Source organism: Serratia sp. D1N4 (assembly GCF_054552755.1).
Genome location: NZ_CM137274.1, coordinates 3487305 through 3507003 on the forward strand (window position 1 = coordinate 3487305; position 19699 = coordinate 3507003).

14 protein-coding genes are annotated in these 19699 nt (G+C 55.3%); 4 read left to right on the plus strand and 10 right to left on the minus strand.

Annotation, left to right across the window (positions count from 1 at the left end):
- Positions 1–147: 147 nt before the first annotated feature.
- From mglC to ACX1CU_RS15670, 7 genes are all read right to left on the minus strand, one after another.
- On the minus strand, positions 148–1158 hold the full coding sequence (gene mglC, locus ACX1CU_RS15640) for a galactose/methyl galactoside ABC transporter permease MglC (RefSeq protein ID WP_459399193.1): 1011 nt from the start codon (positions 1156–1158) through the stop codon (positions 148–150).
- An 11-nt stretch (positions 1159–1169) separates the two neighbouring features.
- Positions 1170–2678 carry a galactose/methyl galactoside ABC transporter ATP-binding protein MglA gene (mglA, locus tag ACX1CU_RS15645; RefSeq protein ID WP_459399194.1) on the minus strand — a complete coding sequence of 503 codons (1509 nt, stop codon included), beginning with the start codon at positions 2676–2678 and terminating at the stop codon, positions 1170–1172.
- Positions 2679–2748: 70 nt separating this feature from the next.
- Complete coding sequence (mglB, locus tag ACX1CU_RS15650; protein ID WP_459399195.1) at positions 2749–3741, minus strand: galactose/glucose ABC transporter substrate-binding protein MglB; 993 nt, start codon at positions 3739–3741, stop codon at positions 2749–2751.
- A gap of 345 nt (positions 3742–4086) precedes the next feature.
- Positions 4087–5124 carry an HTH-type transcriptional regulator GalS gene (gene galS, locus ACX1CU_RS15655; RefSeq protein WP_459399196.1) on the minus strand — a complete coding sequence of 346 codons (1038 nt, stop codon included), beginning with the start codon at positions 5122–5124 and terminating at the stop codon, positions 4087–4089.
- A gap of 129 nt (positions 5125–5253) precedes the next feature.
- Positions 5254–6435, minus strand: a complete 1182-nt coding sequence (gene yeiB / locus ACX1CU_RS15660; protein ID WP_459399197.1) for a DUF418 domain-containing protein YeiB — start codon at positions 6433–6435, stop codon at positions 5254–5256.
- 72 nt (positions 6436–6507) lie between these two features.
- Entirely contained in the window at positions 6508–7170 is a 663-nt protein-coding gene (gene folE, locus ACX1CU_RS15665) for a GTP cyclohydrolase I FolE (protein ID WP_459399198.1), read from the minus strand.
- Positions 7171–7424: 254 nt separating this feature from the next.
- The gene (locus ACX1CU_RS15670) at positions 7425–8576 is read right to left on the minus strand and encodes a YbfB/YjiJ family MFS transporter (RefSeq protein WP_459399199.1); all 1152 of its coding nucleotides are present in this window, start codon (positions 8574–8576) and stop codon (positions 7425–7427) included.
- Positions 8577–8681: 105 nt separating this feature from the next.
- Between ACX1CU_RS15670 and ptrR the strand changes: the two genes are divergently transcribed.
- The 4 genes from ptrR (at position 8682) to ACX1CU_RS15690 (ending at position 14843) form a co-directional block, all read left to right on the plus strand.
- Complete coding sequence (gene ptrR, locus ACX1CU_RS15675; protein ID WP_459399200.1) at positions 8682–9581, plus strand: putrescine utilization regulator PtrR; 900 nt, start codon at positions 8682–8684, stop codon at positions 9579–9581.
- 1 nt (position 9582) lies between these two features.
- Complete coding sequence (locus tag ACX1CU_RS15680) at positions 9583–10707, plus strand: S-(hydroxymethyl)glutathione dehydrogenase/class III alcohol dehydrogenase (protein ID WP_459399201.1); 1125 nt, start codon at positions 9583–9585, stop codon at positions 10705–10707.
- Between the two features lie 16 nt (positions 10708–10723).
- Entirely contained in the window at positions 10724–11566 is an 843-nt protein-coding gene (fghA, locus tag ACX1CU_RS15685) for an S-formylglutathione hydrolase (RefSeq protein ID WP_459399202.1), read from the plus strand.
- 199 nt (positions 11567–11765) lie between these two features.
- Positions 11766–14843 (plus strand): beta-galactosidase, encoded by a 3078-nt coding sequence (locus tag ACX1CU_RS15690; RefSeq protein ID WP_459402830.1) that lies wholly within the window; start codon positions 11766–11768, stop codon positions 14841–14843.
- Between the two features lie 169 nt (positions 14844–15012).
- Here ACX1CU_RS15690 and ACX1CU_RS15695 read toward each other — a convergent pair whose 3' ends face one another.
- The 3 genes from ACX1CU_RS15695 to ACX1CU_RS15705 all read right to left on the minus strand — a co-directional run bounded on the left by ACX1CU_RS15695 (position 15013) and on the right by ACX1CU_RS15705 (position 19656).
- The gene (locus tag ACX1CU_RS15695) at positions 15013–15945 is read right to left on the minus strand and encodes an IS110 family RNA-guided transposase (RefSeq protein WP_459399203.1); all 933 of its coding nucleotides are present in this window, start codon (positions 15943–15945) and stop codon (positions 15013–15015) included.
- Positions 15946–16313: 368 nt separating this feature from the next.
- Positions 16314–18386, minus strand: a complete 2073-nt coding sequence (locus tag ACX1CU_RS15700; protein WP_459399204.1) for a TolC family protein — start codon at positions 18384–18386, stop codon at positions 16314–16316.
- Between the two features lie 4 nt (positions 18387–18390).
- Complete coding sequence (locus tag ACX1CU_RS15705; RefSeq protein ID WP_459402831.1) at positions 18391–19656, minus strand: HlyD family type I secretion periplasmic adaptor subunit; 1266 nt, start codon at positions 19654–19656, stop codon at positions 18391–18393.
- Positions 19657–19699 lie beyond the last annotated feature (43 nt).

The following is a 19699-nucleotide window of genomic DNA, read 5'->3' on the forward strand; positions in this document are numbered from 1 at the left end:
TTGCGCTGTATCTTGCCGCGTTTTCGGCCCATCAGGCTGTGGCAGCCAAGGGAAGCCAAAGCAGTCAAATAGTTGGGGTTGATATACAGCGAGGGTAAACCGAAAGGGAACCGCATCCTTCTGGCTGAAGGATGCGGTAAATAGAGATTATTTTTTCTTGGCGTATTTCAGTGAATCCAGCGCGACCGCAAAGATGATGATGCCGCCCTTAATGATGTACTGCCAGTAGGGGTTAACCCCGATGTAGGTCAGGCCGTAGTTGATCACGGTGAAGATGATCACCCCGGTCACCACCCCCAGCACCGTTCCTACCCCACCGGCAAACGACACCCCGCCCACCACGCAGGCGGCAATCGCATCCAGCTCATACATAAAGCCGAGGTTGTTGGTGGCACTGCCGATACGGCCAGCCTCCAGCAGCCCACCGAAGGCATAGAACACCCCGGACAGCGCATAGATCATAATCAGGTTCAGCGGGACGTTAACGCCGGAGACTTTAGCAGCTTCCGGGTTGCCGCCGATGGCGAAGATGTTTTTGCCAAAGCGGGTTTTATTCCACAGGATCCAGACAAAGATAATCGCAATAATGGCGTAGAAGGTAATGTACGACAGCTTGAAGTCACCAAAGCGCAGGAACCCCTGAGCAAACGTGGAGAACTTCGGATCAAAACCCGCTACCGGTGAAGCCCCCACGGAATCGTAATACAGCGAGTTGATGCCGTAGACGATAATCATGGTACCCAAGGTGGTAATAAACGGCGTCACGTTGAGGTAGGCGATAATCAGGCCGTTCACCAGACCAATCACCGCACCTATCGCACACACCAGCAGGATCACCAGCGGGATCGACCAGGTTTCCATGTGCGGGAACACTTTATTGACGTTATCCATCGATTGCAGCAAGGTCGCGGCTACCACCGCCGCCAGCCCCACCTGCCGCCCGGCAGAAAGGTCGGTCCCTTGTGTCACGATCAGCCCAGCCACGCCCAGAGCAATAATGATGCGCACCGAAGATTGGGTCAGGATGTTACTCAGGTTCATCAGGCTTAAAAACGTCGGATCCTGAATAATGATAATTGCCAGCAGCACCAGCAATACCACGTAAATGCCACTTTCTTTAAAGTAAGTGAACAAGGTTTTTTTATTAAGCGCGTTCATAATCACGATCCTTAAAGATGCAAGGAGGCTAATCGCAATATTTCATTTTGCGAGGTCTGTTTAGTATTAACAATGCCCGCAACCTGACCATTACTCATCACAAGTATTCTGTCGGTAATTCCCAAAAGCTCCGGCATTTCGGAAGAGATAATAATGATCCCCTTGCCCTTCTTCGCCAACTCGGTTATCAACTGATAAATTTCAAACTTGGCCCCCACGTCGATACCGCGCGTCGGTTCATCCAGCATCAGAATTTCCGGCTGTGTCAGCAGCCAGCGGCCGATAATCACCTTTTGCTGATTACCACCAGAAAGCGAACCGATATTGGTGCGATGGCCCGGCGTTTTCACCCGCATGGCGTCGATCACCCATTGGGTGTCGCTTTTCATCCGCGCATTATCCAGCAAGCCAACTTTATTTTTGTAATTACGAATATTAGAAATCAGCGAGTTAAAACCAATATCCAGATAGGCATAAATGCCGGTTGAGCGGCGCTCTTCCGTCACCAGCGCAAAACCGTGGTTAATGGCTTCATTCGCACTGTGATTATTGATGCTTTTGCCGTGCAGTTTAATGGTGCCAGCGACTTTCTCGCGGATACCAAACAGGGTTTCCACGATGTCGGTACGTTTGGCGCCCACCAACCCGGCAATCCCCAGGATCTCGCCCTTGTGCAGATCAAAAGAGATATCACGGATCGAAGGTTGACGCAGCGAGGTCAGGTTTTTCACCTCCAGAATCACCTCTCCCGGCGTATTCTGGCGATCAGGGAACCGTTGGCTCAGCGAACGGCCAACCATCATCGAAATGATCTTGTCCATGTCCAGCCCTTCCAGCGGCTGGGTGGTAATCCACTGGCCATCGCGCAGAATGGTGATTTCATCACACAGCTGGAAAATCTCTTCCATCTTATGGGAGATATAAACAATGCCGCAGCCACGATCTTTCAATTTACGGATAATGGTGAACAGGTGATTGACCTCTTTCTCCGTTAATGAAGAGGTTGGCTCATCCATAATTACGATCTTGGCGTTATACGAGAAGGCCTTGGCAATTTCGATCATCTGCATCTGGGATACCGACAGCGTGCCCACTTTCGCGCGCGGGTCAATATCAATATCCAGTTCATCGAAGATGGCCTTGGTGTCTTTATACATCTTGTCCTGATCGACAAACAGACCTTTGGTCGGATACCGCCCAAGCCACATGTTGTCCGTCACGGTACGTTGCAGAACCAGGTTTAATTCCTGATGCACCATAGATACGCCGTGTTCCAGCGCCTCTTTAGAACTCTTGAAATCTATTTCCTGCCCCTGGAACAGAATAGTGCCGGAATCTTTTTTATAAATGCCAAACAGACATTTTAATAATGTCGATTTACCTGCGCCATTTTCCCCCATCAACGCATGAATGGAGTGTGGACGCACGCGCAGATTAACATTATCCAATGCCTTAACGCCGGGAAATGACTTATTGATATCGGCCATTTCCAACAGCCACTCACGAGAGTTATCGGCCATAAATATACCTGGATTTTCTAATAATGAATTCCCCGCCGGGAAGCGGCGGGGTCATTGCATCGCAATGTGCTTATTTAACAAACTGGGACAAATTGTCTTTATCTACACCCACGTAAGGAATACGCACGACTTTGTTTTCAATCTTGTATTGGGTGCCGTCTGCCGCGGGTTTGCCCGCAGCCAGGTTTTTTGCCAGCTCGAAGGTGGCTTTTGCCTGATTGTCAGCATCGTTCAACACGGTACCGGCCATCGCGCCCGATTTCACCATCGCCAGCGCTTCTGGCAATGCGTCTACGCCAAATACCGGAATGCTGGATTTGTTATGCGCTTTCAGAGCTTCAACAGCGCCCATTGCCATCGCATCGTTGTTGGCGATCACCACTTCGATCTTGTCGGCATTCGGGCCAGACAGCCAGGCATCCATCTTGTCTTTAGCCTGGGCGGTGTCCCACATCGCGGTATCCATCTGCAACTGCTGAGTTTTGTAGCCTTTCTCATTCAGCGTTTTAACCACATAGGTAGTACGTGCTTCCGCATCTGGGTGGCCCGGCTCGCCTTTCAGCAGCACATATTGAATCTGGCCGTCTTTGTTCAGATCCCAGGTCGGGCTGGCTTTCCAGTGCTTGGCAATCAGTTCGCCCTGGATCACACCGGATTCTTTAGAATCGGTACCGACGTAATAGGCTTTGTCGTAACTGTCCAACGCTTTGCGGGAAGGCTCTTTGTTGTAGAACACGATCGGGATATCGTTAGCACGCGCTTTATCAATCACCACCGGTGCCGCGGCCGGATCCACCAGGTTGATCGCCAGCGCTTTAACCCCTTTGGCAATCAGCACGTCAATCTGATCGTTCTGCTTGGATTGGTCATTCTGCGAGTCATTCATTAACAGCGTGACGTCCGGAGACGCCTTGGCATCTTTTTCAATGGCTTTGCGCACTACCGACATAAAGTTGTCGTCGTATTTATAAATGGTGACACCAATACGAGTTTCTGCGTGAGCGACTGCGCCAAACATCATGCTTGCGGCCAGCGCGGCCAGGGTGAAAACCTTCTTATTCATTGTCTGTCTCCGGTTTGTGTAGGGTCGTACTTGGTATTAGAGTGATACCCGTCATACGTGAAATTGCAGCGCGGTAGGCCTAATGCTTATCAGTTAAGGCTAGCCTATTCCCCCGCCGTTAGGGTGAGATCGCCGTACAGCCCCTCACCCCGGCCCTCTCCCACAGGGAGAAGGGGCGCTACCTTTAGCATTGTGCCGCATGAATATGCAGCTTTCGCTTAACTGATGGGCATTACGCAGTAGGCCACCCCTTCAGGTACTTCATCCTATAAAGCATAGACAGCACGATGTTAATATTCTGTGAATTTTCTCACAGATTGAAAACGGTTACACAACGTTAAATGTTTAGAGAGTGACCGCCGCCTCACTTTGCCACGGCGCCACAGAATGGCGGCGCACCAGCGTCGGCATGAAAATATGCGAGGTTTGTGGCTCCAGCAACCCGGCCGCACCTTTCAGCGCCAGTTCGGTGGCCAAGGTAGCCATAGAAACAATGGGATAACGGATGGTGGTCAGCTTTGGGCTGGTGTAACGCGCAATGGGAATATCATCGAATCCCACCAGCGAGAAGTGCTGCGGCACCGTGATACCGTTTTCTTTCAATACCGCCATAGCACCGGCGGCCATGGCGTCGTTGTAGGCAAAAACCGCGCTCAGGTGCAGGTTGCGGCCAAGCAATTCCACCATCGCCGCTTCGCCCCCCTGTAAATCAGGTGAACCGTAGGCACGCCAACTGTCCAGCGGCACAATACCCGCCGCCGCCATGGCTTGGCTATAACCTTGCTGGCGCAACGGGCCGTCTTCGATCGGATGATTGGAACCCAGATAGCCAATGCGCTGATGGCCCTGTGACAGCAGCAGACGCAGCGCCATCTCAGCCCCAAACACATTATCCAGCCCCACGCAGCGGTGTTCGTAGCCTGTTATCACCCTGTTAATCAGCACCATACCCGGCACTTGATCCATAAAGGCGATCAGTTCCGCATCACTCAACGCTTTTGCGTGCACAATCAGAGCATTACATCGCTGGCGGATTAACACTTCAATTGCATGGCGTTCTTTATCCGCCTGATGGTAGCTATTACCGATCAGCAAGTATTTCTGGTTTTGCTGTGCCACCGTGTCTACCGCTTTCACTAAGGCACCAAAAAACGGATCGGAGACATCCATCACCACCACGCCAAGGGTATCACTGCTCTGCGTGGCCAGCGCCTGTGCGTTAGCATTTGGCCGATAGCCCAATTCCGCAACCGCCTGCAACACCTGCTCACGCGTCTTGGGGCTAGTCAGGGCGCTGTTATTGAGCACCCGTGAGACGGTAGCCACAGAAACGCCTGCACGCTTCGCGACGTCGCGAATGGTGATCGGATGGACAGAATTCATGGAGCATCCTGGAGTCGGGAAAGTTGATAATGACGCTATCCTACCCCGTTTGAGATCCTCCTCAGCGTGAATTACGTCACAGGAAAGAAAACGTTTACATACATTTTTTTAACCTACCTGCGCCAGATCTTAATTTGCTTTCTGCTGAGCCTGCTCACCAGCAGCCAAAACCGTCAGCTTGCGCCACAGCCATTCCATCGGGCCCTGCGTGAAGTAACGCAACCAGAGGTTGGAAAACAACAGGTTAGCCAGCCAAACCAGCGGGACGAACGCCAGGAGCTGCAAGCGATCAAACTGCTGGTAGAGGCCAAAACGGTAAAATAGCGTGGTGCAGATCAGCGTTTGCAACAGGTAATTACTCAGCGCCATGCGCCCAACCTGCGCCAACCAATGACTGATACGCGAGCGAGAAAAAGTGGGCCAAAAACCATAAATCAGGGCCAGATAGCCGATTGCCTGCAATGACGACCCTAATTCACGCGGTACCTGCAACAAGAAACCGCTCCAGCGATAATCCCAGTTTAGATGCCACTGTAGCGCCACCCCCGGCAGTTGGATCAACAATGAAAACGGTATCATCCAAGCGGCCAAGCGCCGATAGTGGGAAGGGGTATACCTGTTCCGCAGCCAGCCGCTGCGCATCAACCCCGCGCCAAACAGCATCAAACCGGCCAGTTGCCAGCCATACTGTGCACCAATCGCCAACAGGCTGGAGGAAAGCAAATCCAGGCGGCTACGCCAGGCCTCCACGCCCCCTTGCAGCTTCCAGAACTTCTCATACTGCAATTGCGCCACGCCCGGCTGCCAGAAATTACCCGGTTCACCGTGCGACATAAACCCCAACAGCAGCAACACCGCAACGCCGATCAAATACAGCAGCGCACCGGTTTTCAATAGCGTAATGGTATCTTTGGCGTCGCGAATCATGCGCCAGCACACCAGGCCAATCAGCCCATAGGCCAGCAGAATGTCACCATCCCACAGGAAAATCGCATGCCCCAAGCCAAACAGCACCAGCCACGACAGGCGAGCGCGTATCCACACTTTGCCGCGGTGCAGCAACAGTTGCAGGCCTGCCCCAAACAACAGGGCAAACATCGCTAAAAACTTGGCTTGAGCAAACAGATCCAGCAACGCCCAGGTCCAGGCATCGCGCGCCGAAGGAATACCAAGAAAAGCCGGGTTGAGGTAGGCCGCTTTCGGCAGGCCAAACGCGCTGATATTCATCAGCAGAATGCCGAGAATGGCGATACCCCGTGCACAGTCCAAGGTCGCAATACGCGGCAGCGGTGCTGTTTCATGATGATTCATTTTATACCGCTGTATTCAGATCGTTAAAAAGGCGCCCTCAGGCGCCTGTTCTCTTCGTTACCAACGCATCCATCAACTCTGATGGCGCACCGCGCGCAGAAACTCCTGGCGGGTGATCTGGCTGGACTTGAACAGCCCCCCCAGAGAAGTGGTGGTCGTGGCGCTGGTCGCATCGCGGATCCCGCGTGCCTTAACACAATAATGGACCGCATCAATCGATACCGCCACGTTATTCGTGCCGAGCAAGGTTTGCAACGCCACCAGAATCTGCTGGGTCAAACGCTCCTGCACCTGTGGGCGCTGAGCGAAGAACTGCACGATACGGTTGATTTTCGACAAACCGATCACTGCGTCTTTCGGAATATAGGCCACCGTCGCTTTGCCATCGATGGTCACAAAATGGTGTTCGCAGGTGCTGGTCAGCGTGATATCACGCACCGTGACCATTTCATCCACCTTCATTTTGTTCTCAATGACGGTGATTTTCGGGAAGTTGGCGTAATCCAGCCCGGAGAAAATCTCATCGACATACATTTTCGCAATGCGATGCGGCGTTTCTGCCAGACTGTCATCGGACAGATCAAGATTCAGCAACTTCATGATTTCTGTCATGTGTTCTTTGATGCGGCTTTTACGCGTTTCTCGATCCAGCATTTCTCCGCACAATGGGGTTTCCAGGCCACGTGCTTCAAGCGCAGCGTGAACCAATGCAGCTTCATTACTTAACGATGTCATGGGTATCTATCTCCAGCAGGCGGCTCCGACAATGCCTGTTATGCCGATAACTAGCAGATTTGCGGCGTCTCATTTTTTTAACTACCGGGTTCAGATGCGCGATAGCGTGAGCCCGGTCAAGATTTTTACCCACTCTAGATGAGAGTGAGACGTTTATCCAGTGATAGTGTTTCATGATTGCGTGAAATATCCGCATGCCGCCTGGGCAGGCTGGCTGCGGCTATTCCCTGTTTTTTGTATGGATTTCACTCACATCATACCGATTTACGCGCACTGCCCCGAGCAGGGGTATTAATGACCAGCAAGCCAGCGATCACCAACCCCACCACCGCCACATACAGCGCAGGCTCCAACCGTTGGGTCAGCGCGGTTGAAACCGCCGACAGCATTGGGCCCACCAGTTGGCCAATTGCATAACCGGTGGTCAATAACCCCGCCATGTAACGCGCATGGTGAGGAGCCAGTTCCCTGCCATGCTGGATAGAGAGCTGTACCACGCTGAGAAAACCACCGCCGGTAAATAGCGCACCCAGCACTAATCCGATCACACCCGGCACCACTTCGGCACATAACACCCCTAACGCCTGTACCCACAAAGTGATCGCCAGCCGGGTCTGCGTGGTGAACTTATGGCGGGTTAGAATGCCGATGACAATCCCCAGCACCGCCGCGCCACCAAAAATCGGCCAGACAAACTGGGCAAACAGGCTGCCGGGGAAACGCGCCGCCGCCATCTGCGAAAGAAAGGTTGCGGGCAGGATATAACCAAATCCGGCCAGGCTGTAGCTCCACACCAGCAGCTTCAATGCCGGGGTCAACACCAGCGGTTCCGGTGCGGTATCCGGCCGGTGCAGATCCCCGGCCCGTGGCAGATTAACGCTGATCGCTGCCACCAACACCAAGGCCAGCACGCCGTACACCAGCCAAGCCTGCGCGGCACTCAGCGCCAGGCTGTGGATCGCCACTGCCAGCATGCCGCTGATAAAAATGCCAGCTCCCGGCCCGGCAAACACGGCGGCGCTCAACGTCGGGCGGCCATAGTGCGCCAACCGTTCATTGGTCCATGCCGCCACCAGCACCATCGACCAACCGCTGGCCCAGCCAATCACCAGGCGCACCGCACCGTGCCACCACACGCCTTCCACCACGGCGGACAGCAGGGTGAGGATCACCACGCCCCAGACACCGAGCCACAGGCGGCGCTCCACGTGGCGGCTGGCGCGCATGGCATCAAAAGCACCGCACAGGTATCCCAAGTAGTTTAACGCCGCCACCAGCCCGGCTCCGGTCAGGGTAAACTGCTGTTCAGCAATCATCAGCGGCACCTGCGGCGTGAAGGCAAAGCGGCCAATCCCCATCGCCACAACTAAGGCTATAAAGCCACTCAACGCAATTCTTAACGCCATCTGCGCGTCCTGATTGTTAGAAGAAAGTTGCGACTATCATGCAGCAGGATTAAAATCACAAAAACTGAATAATACTCACCAAGTTCATCACAAAAAGAGAAAGCTATGGATCTGACCCAACTGCGCATGTTTTGCAGCGTGGCCGAAACCGGCTCCGTCGCCCGTGCCGCCGAGCAGTTGCATCGCGTGCCGTCGAACCTGACCACGCGTTTGCGCCAGCTCGAGCAGGAACTGGGTACCGATCTGTTCATTCGTGAAAAACAGCGCCTGCGTCTTTCGCCAATGGGCCATAATTTTCTCTGTTACGCCCAGCGTATTCTGGCGCTGAGCGAAGAAGCCATGAGCATCACCCACGCCGGGGAACCCGCGGGCAACTTTGCCTTGGGTTCGATGGAAAGCACCGCCGCCACCCGCCTGCCCGGCTTGCTGGCAGCCTATCACCAGCGCTTTCCGCAGGCCGCGCTTTCGCTGACCACCGGCACCTCCGGCGAGATCATCGAGCGGGTACGTGCGGGTACGCTGGCGGCGGCGTTGGTGGATGGCCCATTGCAGCACGATGAACTGAATGGCTGTATCGCTTTCCCGGAACGCATGGTGGTGATTTCCAGCCTGGATCATGCCCCGATTGAAAACGCGCACGATGCCAAAGGGGCAACCCTGTTCGCCTTCCGCGCTAGCTGTTCTTACCGCTTGCGGCTGGAGTCCTGGTTTAAGCGCAGCGGCGCAGTACCCGGCCAGATTATGGAGATCCAGTCCTATCACGCCATGCTGGCCTGCGTGGCCAGCGGAGCCGGGCTGGCGATGATCCCACATTCGGTGCTTAATCTGTTACCGGGCTTCGAGCGGGTGAAAGTGCACCCGTTACCGGCAGAAATTGCTGAAACCGCCACCTGGTTATTGTGGCGGCGCGATGCGTTCGGTCCTAACGTCCGCGCATTAAAAGAACTGATTATTGAGCAGGCTGATACTACGGCCACTAAAAATACTGATACTGAGGAGAAGTAAGATGGAAATGATCAAAACCCGTGCGGCCGTGGCCTGGGGCCCGAACCAACCGCTGACGATCGAAGAAGTCGACCTGATGCCACCGCAGAAAGGCGAAGTGCTGGTGCGCATCGTCGCCACCGGCGTTTGCCACACCGATGCCTATACGCTGTCTGGCAAAGATCCTGAAGGGGTATTCCCGGCAATCCTCGGCCACGAAGGCGGTGGCATCGTGGAAGCAATCGGTGAAGGCGTGACCAGCGTGGCCGTCGGCGATCACGTGATCCCGCTCTACACCCCGGAATGCGGCGAATGCAAATTCTGTAAATCCGGCAAAACCAACCTGTGCCAGGCGATCCGCGCCACCCAGGGCAAAGGCTTGATGCCAGACGGCACCACTCGCTTCTTCAAAGACGGCAAGCCGATTTTCCACTATATGGGCACGTCCACCTTCGCGGAACGCACCGTAGTGCCAGAAATTTCGCTGGCCAAAATCAGCAAAGAAGCTCCACTGGAAGAAGTCTGCCTGCTGGGCTGCGGCGTCACCACCGGTATGGGTGCGGTACTCAACACCGCCAAAGTGAAAGCAGGCGATACCGTGGCGATTTTCGGCCTGGGCGGCATCGGCCTTTCGGCGATTATCGGCGCTCAGATGGCTGGTGCAAGCCGCATCATCGGTGTCGATATCAACACCAGCAAGTTTGAGCTGGCGCGTAAGCTGGGCGCTACCGATCTGCTCAACCCGAAAGATTACCACAAGCCGATTCAGGAAGTGATCGTTGAGCTGACCGACGGCGGCGTTGATTTCTCCTTCGAATGCATCGGTAACGTCAACGTGATGCGTTCGGCGCTGGAGTGCTGCCATAAAGGCTGGGGTGAGTCGGTCATTATCGGCGTCGCCGGTGCCGGTGAAGAGATCGCAACCCGTCCATTCCAACTGGTGACCGGCCGCGTATGGCGCGGTTCCGCCTTTGGTGGCGTAAAAGGCCGCAGTCAGTTGCCCGGCATTGTGCAGCGCTATATGGACGGCGAATTTGCCCTGAATGACTTTATCACCCACACCATGGGGTTAGAGCAGATCAACGACGCCTTCGATTTAATGCATGAAGGTAAATCGATCCGTTCGGTGATCCATTTTGATAAATAAGCCAGGAGGCAGAGAGATGAGCACGTCATTAGAACTTCTCGAAGAGCACCGCATGTTCGGTGGCTGGCAACAACGTTACCGCCACGCGGCGCAGAGCCTGAATTGCAACATGACTTTCAGCATCTATCTGCCACCGCCGCGCGATGATAATCCACCGCCGGTGCTGTATTGGCTGTCGGGGCTGACCTGCAACGATGAAAACTTTACGCTGAAGGCGGGTGCCCAACGCATTGCTGCCGAACTGGGTTTGGTGTTAGTGATGCCCGACACCAGCCCGCGCGGCGACGAGGTGCCCAATGACCCAGGTTACGATCTGGGCCAAGGGGCGGGTTTTTATCTCAACGCGACCCAGGCCCCTTGGGATCGGCACTTTCGCATGTACGATTACATCAGCGATGAGCTACCCGCACTGATTCAGCAGCACTTCAGCATCAGCGATCGTCAGTCGATCTTCGGCCATTCGATGGGCGGCCACGGCGCGCTGATGATGGCATTGCGCAATCCGCAGCGCTTCCGTTCCGTATCAGCCTTTGCGCCGATTGTTAACCCTTGTCAGGTTCCGTGGGGGCGCAAAGCCTTTGCCGCTTACCTGGGGGATGACGAAAACCAGTGGTTGCAGTACGACAGTTGCCACCTGCTGGCGAGCGGTGCAGAAAAACTGCCTATTCTGGTGGATCAGGGGGATGGCGATCAGTTCCTGGCGGATCAACTGCAACCGGCGAAGCTGGCCGAACTGGCACGCCAGCTCGACTGGCCGCTGACGCTGCGCACCCAGCCGGGCTACGATCACAGCTATTTCACTATTGCTACTTTTGTCGAAGATCACCTGCGCTTCCACGCCGAGCATCTGTTCCGCTGATTGTTTCGGCTGTTTGTGGCTGCGCCTGCGGCCACAAACAGCGATTTCCTCCCCCGTTTTACCGGGCAGAACCCCATTTGTGATCCTCTTCGCTTTACCTAGCTGAACGCCTTTACAACCGGATCTTTGCCCTTCATGTTACCCCACATCATGAACGCGTAACATTTTCAGCCAAGGTATCCTCATGAATCCTGTTGATATTCCATCTGCTCCTGCCTCATTAGCCTCGATCCTTACCCGGCGCGACTGGGAAAACCCGGCCTGCACCCACTACAACCGCTTACCTGCACATCCGCCGTTTGCCAGTTGGCGTGACGAACAACATGCTAGGCACGATCGCCCCTCAGCACAGCGAACCTTGCTCAACGGCGCCTGGAAATTCAGCTATTTCACCCAGCCAGAAGCCGTACCAGAACGGTGGTTGCAGCAAGATCTGAGCGATGCCGATACGCTACAGGTGCCCTCTAACTGGCAGATGGCCGGTTACGACGTGCCGATCTACACCAACGTCACCTACCCGATCCCGGTCACACCGCCATTTGTGCCGCAACAGAACCCTACCGGCTGTTACTCGCTCACCTTTGAGGTGGCCGAAGCCTGGCTGCAACAGGGGCAGACGCGAGTTATTTTCGACGGCGTCAATTCGGCGTTCTATTTGTGGTGTAACGGTATCTGGATCGGTTATTCGCAAGACAGCCGCCTGCCCGCCGAGTTTGATTTAACCCGCGCGTTACGGCCCGGTGAAAACCGCCTGGCGGTGATGGTGCTGCGCTGGAGCGATGGCAGCTATCTGGAAGATCAGGACATGTGGCGCATGAGCGGCATCTTCCGCGATGTCAGCCTGCTGCATAAGCCAAGCCGCCATTTGAGCGATATTCAGTTGCGCACCCATCTGGCCCCCGGTTTTTATCATGCCGAACTGGAGGCGCTGGTGCAGGTTCAATCGCCAGCGGCTGGCTGCTCGGTACGAGTTCAGCTGTGGCAGGGTGACCAGTTGACTGCCGTACACCAGCAGCCATTGGGAAGTGAAATTATTGACGAACGCGGCTGCTATGACGATCGCACTACCCTGCGTTTGCCGGTTGCGCAGCCCGCACTGTGGAGTGCCGAACAGCCTCATCTGTATCGCGCCGTGGTTTCCTTGCTGGCGGCCGACGATACATTGATTGAGGCGGAAGCCTATGACGTGGGTTTCCGTCAAGTCGAGATCAGCGACGGCCTGCTGAAGGTCAATGGCAAACCTATTCTGATACGCGGCACCAACCGCCATGAGCATCACCCGGAACAGGGGCAGGTGATGGACGAAGCCACCATGTTGCAAGATATCCTGCTGATGAAGCGACATAACTTCAACGCGGTACGCTGTTCGCACTATCCTAACCATCCGCTTTGGTATCGGTTGTGCGATCGTTACGGCCTGTACGTGGTGGATGAAGCCAATATCGAAACCCACGGCATGCAGCCGATGAACCGCCTGACGGACGATCCGGTATGGTTCCCGGCCCTGAGCGAACGCGTCACGCGTATGGTGCAGCGCGATCGCAACCATCCCTGCATTATCATCTGGTCATTAGGCAATGAATCCGGCCACGGAAGCGCGCACGATGCCCTGTACCGCTGGATCAAGAGCAGCGATCCAACACGCCCGGTGCAGTACGAAGGCGGCGGTGCCGATACTGCGGCCACCGACATTGTCTGCCCGATGTATGCGCGTGTAGATCAGGACCAGCCCTTCCCGCAGGTGCCGAAGTGGTCGATCAAAAAATGGATCGGCCTGCCGAATGAGCATCGTCCGCTGATCCTGTGTGAATATGCTCACGCCATGGGCAACAGCTTCGGCGGTTTTGATCGCTACTGGCAGGTATTCCGTAAACACCCGCGCTTGCAGGGCGGTTTTGTCTGGGACTGGGTGGATCAGGCGCTGACCAAAACCGGCGAAGACGGCGTGCGTTACTGGGCCTACGGCGGTGATTTCGGCGATACCCCTAACGATCGTCAGTTCTGCATGAACGGCCTGGTATTCCCAGATCGCACTCCTCATCCCGCGCTGTATGAAGCACAGCGCGCGCAGCAGTTTTTCCAATTCCAGCACCAACCAGAGGCTCCGCTGACCCTTGAGATCACCAGCGAATACCTGTTCCGCCCTACCGATAACGAGCAATTGTTCTGGCGGTTGGAGTTAGACGGGCAGTGCATCGCGCAAGGCGATCGGTTGCTGGACATACCACCGCAGGGCACCCAACGGCTGGTACTGGGTGAGATGCCGCAGGTGCAAGGCAAGGGTGAGCTGTGGCTGAATGTGGAAGTCCGCCAGCCAAAGGCAACAGCCTGGGCCGACGCTGGCCACCGCTGCGCCTGGGATCAGTGGCGCTTACCGCACGCGCTGGCGCTGCCTAATGTCAGCACCGGCCCACTGCCGCAGTTAGTCACTCATCCGGATATGGTTGAAATCACCCATGGCCAGCAGCGCTGGCAATTTTGCACTACCCGCGGTTGCCTGATCCAATGGTGGCGTGACGGTGAGCCACAGTTATTGACCCCGTTACAGGACCAGTTTATTCGCGCACCGCTGGATAATGATATCGGCGTCAGCGAAGCGACGCGTATCGATCCCAACGCCTGGGTAGAGCGCTGGAAAAAAGCCGGTATGTACGCGCTGGAAAGCCAACTGCTGTCATTTAGCGCCAACGCCCTTGGGCATGGCGTGCAGATCTCAACGGTGCACAGCTACAGCAGCCAGCAACAGCCGCTGTTTATCAGCCGCAAAAACTATCTGCTTGATGGTGAAGGGAAACTGCATATCAGCGTGGATGTTGATGTCGCCTGGGGTGTTCCCGCACCTGCACGCATCGGGTTGACCTGCCAGTTGGCAGAAACCGCCGTGCCGGTTGAATGGCTGGGTTTGGGGCCGCACGAGAACTATCCGGACCGCCAGCTATCAGCGCAACAAGGGCGCTGGGCGCTGCCGTTACCTGCGTTGCACACGCCGTATATCCTCCCCAGCGAGAACGGCCTGCGCTGCGATACCCGCCAGTTAACTTTTGGCCGCTGGCAGTGGCAGGGCCGTTTCCACTTTGGCCTGAGCCGTTACAGCCAGCAGCAACTGATGGATACTACCCATCAGCATTTATTGCGCGAAGAAGCCGGAACCTGGCTGAACCTGGACGGTTTCCACATGGGCGTTGGCGGTGATGACTCCTGGAGCCCCAGCGTCAGCCCTGACTTTCTGCTGACGGCGAGCCACTACCATTATGAGGTTACTTGGATGCAGCAATAACCTTCTGTGCAGCCTAATGCCGGTCAGTTAAGGCTAACCAGTTCCCTCTCCTTCGGGGTTAGGGTTAGGGTTAGGGTGAGGGTGAGGGGAAGATCACTGTACTACAAGCCCCTAACCCCGGCCCTCTCCCACAGGGAGAGCAGCTGTGTTTAAAGTCAATGGGTGATGATTAATTTGTCACCCATTGCCTATTATCTCGCAGCATCGCGTTTAATATCGTTAACAGCTTTCTGATGCACGCGGTTAGCGCCACTTTCTTCGCTTTACCCCGTGCAACCAGCCTCTCATAGAACTCTTTTATCGTCTCATTGCTACGCGTTGCCGACAACGTTGCCATGTAAAGCGCCGCTCTCACCGCCGAACGCCCGCCCCAGATCGTTCGCTGCCCTTTCATTTTCCCACTCTCATGGGCGTACGGGCACACGCCAACCAAGGCACTGATTTCTCGCCATGTCAGCTTACCTAGCTCCGGTAACAACGCCAGTAACGTCGACACCGTCACTTTACCTAACCCTTTCACCTCTTCGAGCAACCTGGCTTTCTCCTGCCAGACTGGCATCACCTTCAGTTGTCGGTGTATATCATCGTCAATATCGCTAATCTGCTGGTTCAGCCAATTAACATGGGCATGTATCGATTGGCTGGCCTCGTATAACGCCCCCTCAAGCCTGTTAAGCTCCGCTGTGCGGATCTCTACCAATTGACGCCGTCGCGTTACCATTCCCGCCAGACGTTGAGTTTGAACATCGTTTTGTTCTCTCACTGGCGGCTCTATCGCCTGGGCAAAGCGGCATAACACTGCAGCATCTATCGTGTCTGTTTTCGCCCGTTTTCCCAACGCACGGGCAAAATTCTTGACCTGCCGGGGATTAACGACCGCTACGGGCAATGTCTTCAACGTGAGCGCTGCGCAAAGTGGCCCATGATATTTACCTGTAGCCTCCATGGCGATCAGCTCCACCTCATAGGTATCAAGCAAGGTGATTAACGCCTGATGCCCTGAGGACGTATTGTCAAATTGAGCAATACGATGGTCTGTGTTGATAAACACGTCGAACTTCTCTTTGGCGATATCAATACCGACGTAAGTCTTTTGTTTCATCTCATGTCTCCCAGCCTTGCGTGATACGGACTGACAGCATCGTCGTCCAGGCAGCTGTTCGGGCTCATCATGAAACCGACGTGGCGCAATAAGCTCTCCCACGGGCTTGGTGTCCCAGAGGGGGTACGTGCTGCCACGCCGGGTAAGAACACAGTACAACCTATCTTTTTACATCAACTACAAACATACAAGGGAGGCTACACCTTTAGCATCTGCTGCATGGTTATGCAGTTTTTTGCTTAACTGACTGGCATTACACTGCCGCCCACTTTTGGGCGGCACTACACTTCAGGCCGCGCGCCTAATTTGGCAAACTACTGTCTCCACCACTATTACGGTTTTTACCCTAGCAAGCTTTCAACTCAACACTATTTATCGACCCAGCTCAACAACATCGCCGCACTGGCAATCACGTTAATATTCGAGATATAGCCATCATAACGATTATTGATTGCAGACAGTTGATTGTTAAAGTGGTCGTTCTCCGCCGTCAGCACATCCAGCAGCGTGCGTGTACCCAGGTTGTACCACTGATCGTAAAACATCTGCCTCACACGATCCGTTTCTGCTGACAACCGATCAAAATCATCCGCGCGCATAAACGAAGAATCTCGCGTCTGTACCAGATTATTGATCTGATATTCCAAATCGCGGTACGCCACTTCATATTGTTGCTGGGCACCGTTGGCTTTAGCGCGTGCCGCCATCTGCGCCGCCGTCTGCGAACCCCCGCTGAACGCATTCCATTGCACATTCAGCCCGGTATACCAACCGGTTTCATCACCATTGATATCTTTGGCCGTGTTCTTGGATACCACCCAGTTCAACTGCGGTAACCCCGACGACTTGATGCTCTCGGCTTCATACTCCGCGGCCTTGGCCTGCGCCTGTAATTTCAGCAGGTTCGGGTTCTTGGTCAACGAAGCGATCGCCACTGACGCCGGCATCACCGAATCTCGCCAGGAGACCGTCTCCGGTAAATTCGGCTCGACGCCCAACAGACGCACCAATCTGATACGGCTGGTACTCACCTGGTGTTCAATATCATCCAGGTTGGCGCGGGCTGAAAGCAGCTTCGCCTTCGCCTGGGTAAACTCACTGGCTCGCCCCCCGTCCGCCGTCGCGATCTGCGACAGCATGTCGGTCAGTTCCTTCATCCGCGCAACATAGGCCTGCGCCACCTGGCGGCTTTCCTGATAGCGCCCCAGGTTCATCAGCTCTGACACGGTACTGTAGGCCAACTGCTCTTTGGTGTAACTCTCCGCATTCACCGCCGCCGTGACGCTGGCTTCGGCGCTGTCCACCTGATTGCTGATCTTGCCCCAATCATAGATTGGCGTGGTGATAGATACCGACCCACTGGTATCACCGGCCTTGGCGTTATTGCGTTGCAGATCGGCATTGCCTCCCTGGGTGCCTAACGGCGTGGAGACCCCGACCTGCACCTGTGGCCAGCGCTGCCCTTTGGTCTGATCAACGTAATAACCCGCAGCCAGAACGTCGGCCTCTGAAGAGCGGATCTCCGGGCTGTGCGCCAATGCCATCGACACCATTTTGCGCATAAACGCCCGTGACGGATTAGTGCTTTTTCCGCTGTAAGCCTCGTCAGACATACTCTCGAAGCTGCGTTTGCCGCTTTCTCCATCAACCTCGCCGTTCCAACGCACCTTGTCATACGCCGGATCCGGTTGATACTGCTGCTGAACCGCAGGGAGGTTATCGCCACTGTTTTTCAGCACCGCCCGGTTGCCTGCCGCAGGAGCCTCCGTGGCAATATCGGCTTTGGTGCGCAGCTCTGTGCGGTTAACCAAAGCGGGCTGATTGCCAGCAACCACCGGCGCCGCAGGCGTGCTGCTGCCTGATTGCACGGGCTGGCTCAAGCGCCCAGTGTGGGTGACTACTGGCGCTTCTGTGGTTTTAATCGGCGCTGGCGGCTCAATACGTGTAATCAGCCCTGAAGAGCGGGGGGCGTTGGCCGTGGCGGGCATCGCTGGCTGGCTTGTCGGCTCTGACACGCTGACGCCTTGGCCCGGCTGAACCGGCTGAACCGGCTGAACCGGCTGAACCACTTCATTCTGCCCGGCGGTCGCCGTCGGTTGCACGTTATTCACCGCCACGTTGTTGCTGAACACGGGGGCAGCTTCTGTTTTCACTTCCGGCGCAGGGGCCGCCGGGCTCTGACGGGGTACCGGTGCTTTTGGCTCCCCTATAGCCGCTAACTCCTGAAGAAAATCAGGGGCTTCTTTTGATCCGGCCTCGCCTGCCGATGACGGGTCAGAATGGAACAGTGTCATGTATTCCTCCTGCGTCAGCATCGGCGGTAATCCGTTGATATCCTGCGCACTTCTTGACTGTGCGGCCATCAGGGGGGAGAACGGCAGGCAGATGGCGATTGCCATTGCCACATTTAACCGGCGGAATTCATTGTGCTTGCGTACCATCAGATCATCTCTCCCTGAACGCTTCACGGGCTTTTAATACAGGTTTTAGAATATAGGATAGGATCGTTTTCTCGCCGGTACGAATTTCAACGTTGGCGATCATGCCGGGAATGATCGGGAACGTTTTGTTTTTAACATGCAAGGCGGCCTGGTTAGTCCGCACATACACGCGGTAATAGGTTGAATCCCCGCGGCCAGAACGGGCTTTCTCTTCATCCACCAACGTGTCGGAACTGATATGCTCCACCACGCCGCTCAACCCACCGTAAATGGCATAGTCGTACGCGGTGATTTTGACCGTGGCGGGTAAACCCGGGTGAATAAAGGCCACGTCGGCCGGTTTGACCTGGGCTTCGACCAGCAGGTTATCTTCCAGCGGAATAATCGTCATGATTTCCGCCCCCTGCTGGATCACCCCGCCCCGGGTGGTGGTGCGGATGTTATTCACCGTGCCGCGCACCGGGGCAACAATCGTGGTGCGCTGCATCACGTCTTCGCGGCCACGCAAAATCTCCTCCGCCTGCGCCAGCTCTGACTCCAGCTTGTTCAGTTCGCTGTTGGCATCCGAGCGGAAACGGTTGGTGCGTTCGGCAATCTGCAACTGGAACTCGTTCGCCTGCCTGCGCAGACGCAGGATTTCCACTTCCGACACCAGCCCTTTTTTGGCCAGCGGGGCAGAAAGCTGTACCTCGTTTTCCGCCAGCGACAGGCTTTTCTTCAGCGCATCCACACTCTCATTCAGGGTTCTCAGTTGGGCGCTGTAAGCCTGGGTTTCGTCATTCACGATACTGGGCACTGCCAGCACCTCGGGCGGAAACACCAGCGGCGTATTGTAAGATTGTGCCCGCAGGCGTGCGATAGACGCCTTGAGCCCCAGGACTTTCGACAAGGATTCGCCGTAGCTGGAGCCCGCCCGCGTCGGATCCATCTTCAGCAGCACCTGCCCCTTCTCGACAATATCCCCTTCGCGTACATTCAGCTCTTCAAGAATACCGCCTTCCAGGCTCTGAATAACCTGTTCACGGCTGGCGGGAATAATCTTCCCGTCGCCACGGGTAATCTCCTCCACCCGGGCAAAATGCGCCCACACCAAGGCCACCACCACTACCAACGCAATGGTGTACAGCATGATCATACTGAACGGCGTTTTTTGTGAGATCAACGCCGCTTGCAGGTCGTTAATAAACTCTAAATCGTCGTTTTCAACTTTCCCATTCAGTGGATCATTATTGGCACTTTTACCCGTGCTAACCTGATTTTTTTTAGCCATACCATTCTGTGATAGGGATACGTTGAGGTCATTCTTCTTCATC

Excerpts from the sequence above, each read along its gene's own strand:
- mglC (WP_459399193.1), bottom strand. The coding sequence starts at position 1,158 with ATGAACGCGCTTAATAAAAAAACCTTGTTCACTTACTTTAAAGAAAGT.
- mglA (WP_459399194.1), bottom strand. The coding sequence starts at position 2,678 with ATGGCCGATAACTCTCGTGAGTGGCTGTTGGAAATGGCCGATATCAAT.
- mglB (WP_459399195.1), bottom strand. The coding sequence starts at position 3,741 with ATGAATAAGAAGGTTTTCACCCTGGCCGCGCTGGCCGCAAGCATGATG.
- galS (WP_459399196.1), bottom strand. The coding sequence starts at position 5,124 with ATGAATTCTGTCCATCCGATCACCATTCGCGACGTCGCGAAGCGTGCA.
- yeiB (WP_459399197.1), bottom strand. The coding sequence starts at position 6,435 with ATGAATCATCATGAAACAGCACCGCTGCCGCGTATTGCGACCTTGGAC.
- folE (WP_459399198.1), bottom strand. The coding sequence starts at position 7,170 with ATGACATCGTTAAGTAATGAAGCTGCATTGGTTCACGCTGCGCTTGAA.
- ACX1CU_RS15670 (WP_459399199.1), bottom strand. The coding sequence starts at position 8,576 with ATGGCGTTAAGAATTGCGTTGAGTGGCTTTATAGCCTTAGTTGTGGCG.
- ptrR (WP_459399200.1), top strand. The coding sequence starts at position 8,682 with ATGGATCTGACCCAACTGCGCATGTTTTGCAGCGTGGCCGAAACCGGC.
- ACX1CU_RS15680 (WP_459399201.1), top strand. The coding sequence starts at position 9,583 with ATGGAAATGATCAAAACCCGTGCGGCCGTGGCCTGGGGCCCGAACCAA.
- fghA (WP_459399202.1), top strand. The coding sequence starts at position 10,724 with ATGAGCACGTCATTAGAACTTCTCGAAGAGCACCGCATGTTCGGTGGC.
- ACX1CU_RS15695 (WP_459399203.1), bottom strand. The coding sequence starts at position 15,945 with ATGAAACAAAAGACTTACGTCGGTATTGATATCGCCAAAGAGAAGTTC.
- ACX1CU_RS15700 (WP_459399204.1), bottom strand. The coding sequence starts at position 18,386 with ATGGTACGCAAGCACAATGAATTCCGCCGGTTAAATGTGGCAATGGCA.
- ACX1CU_RS15705 (WP_459402831.1), bottom strand. The coding sequence starts at position 19,656 with ATGGCTAAAAAAAATCAGGTTAGCACGGGTAAAAGTGCCAATAATGAT.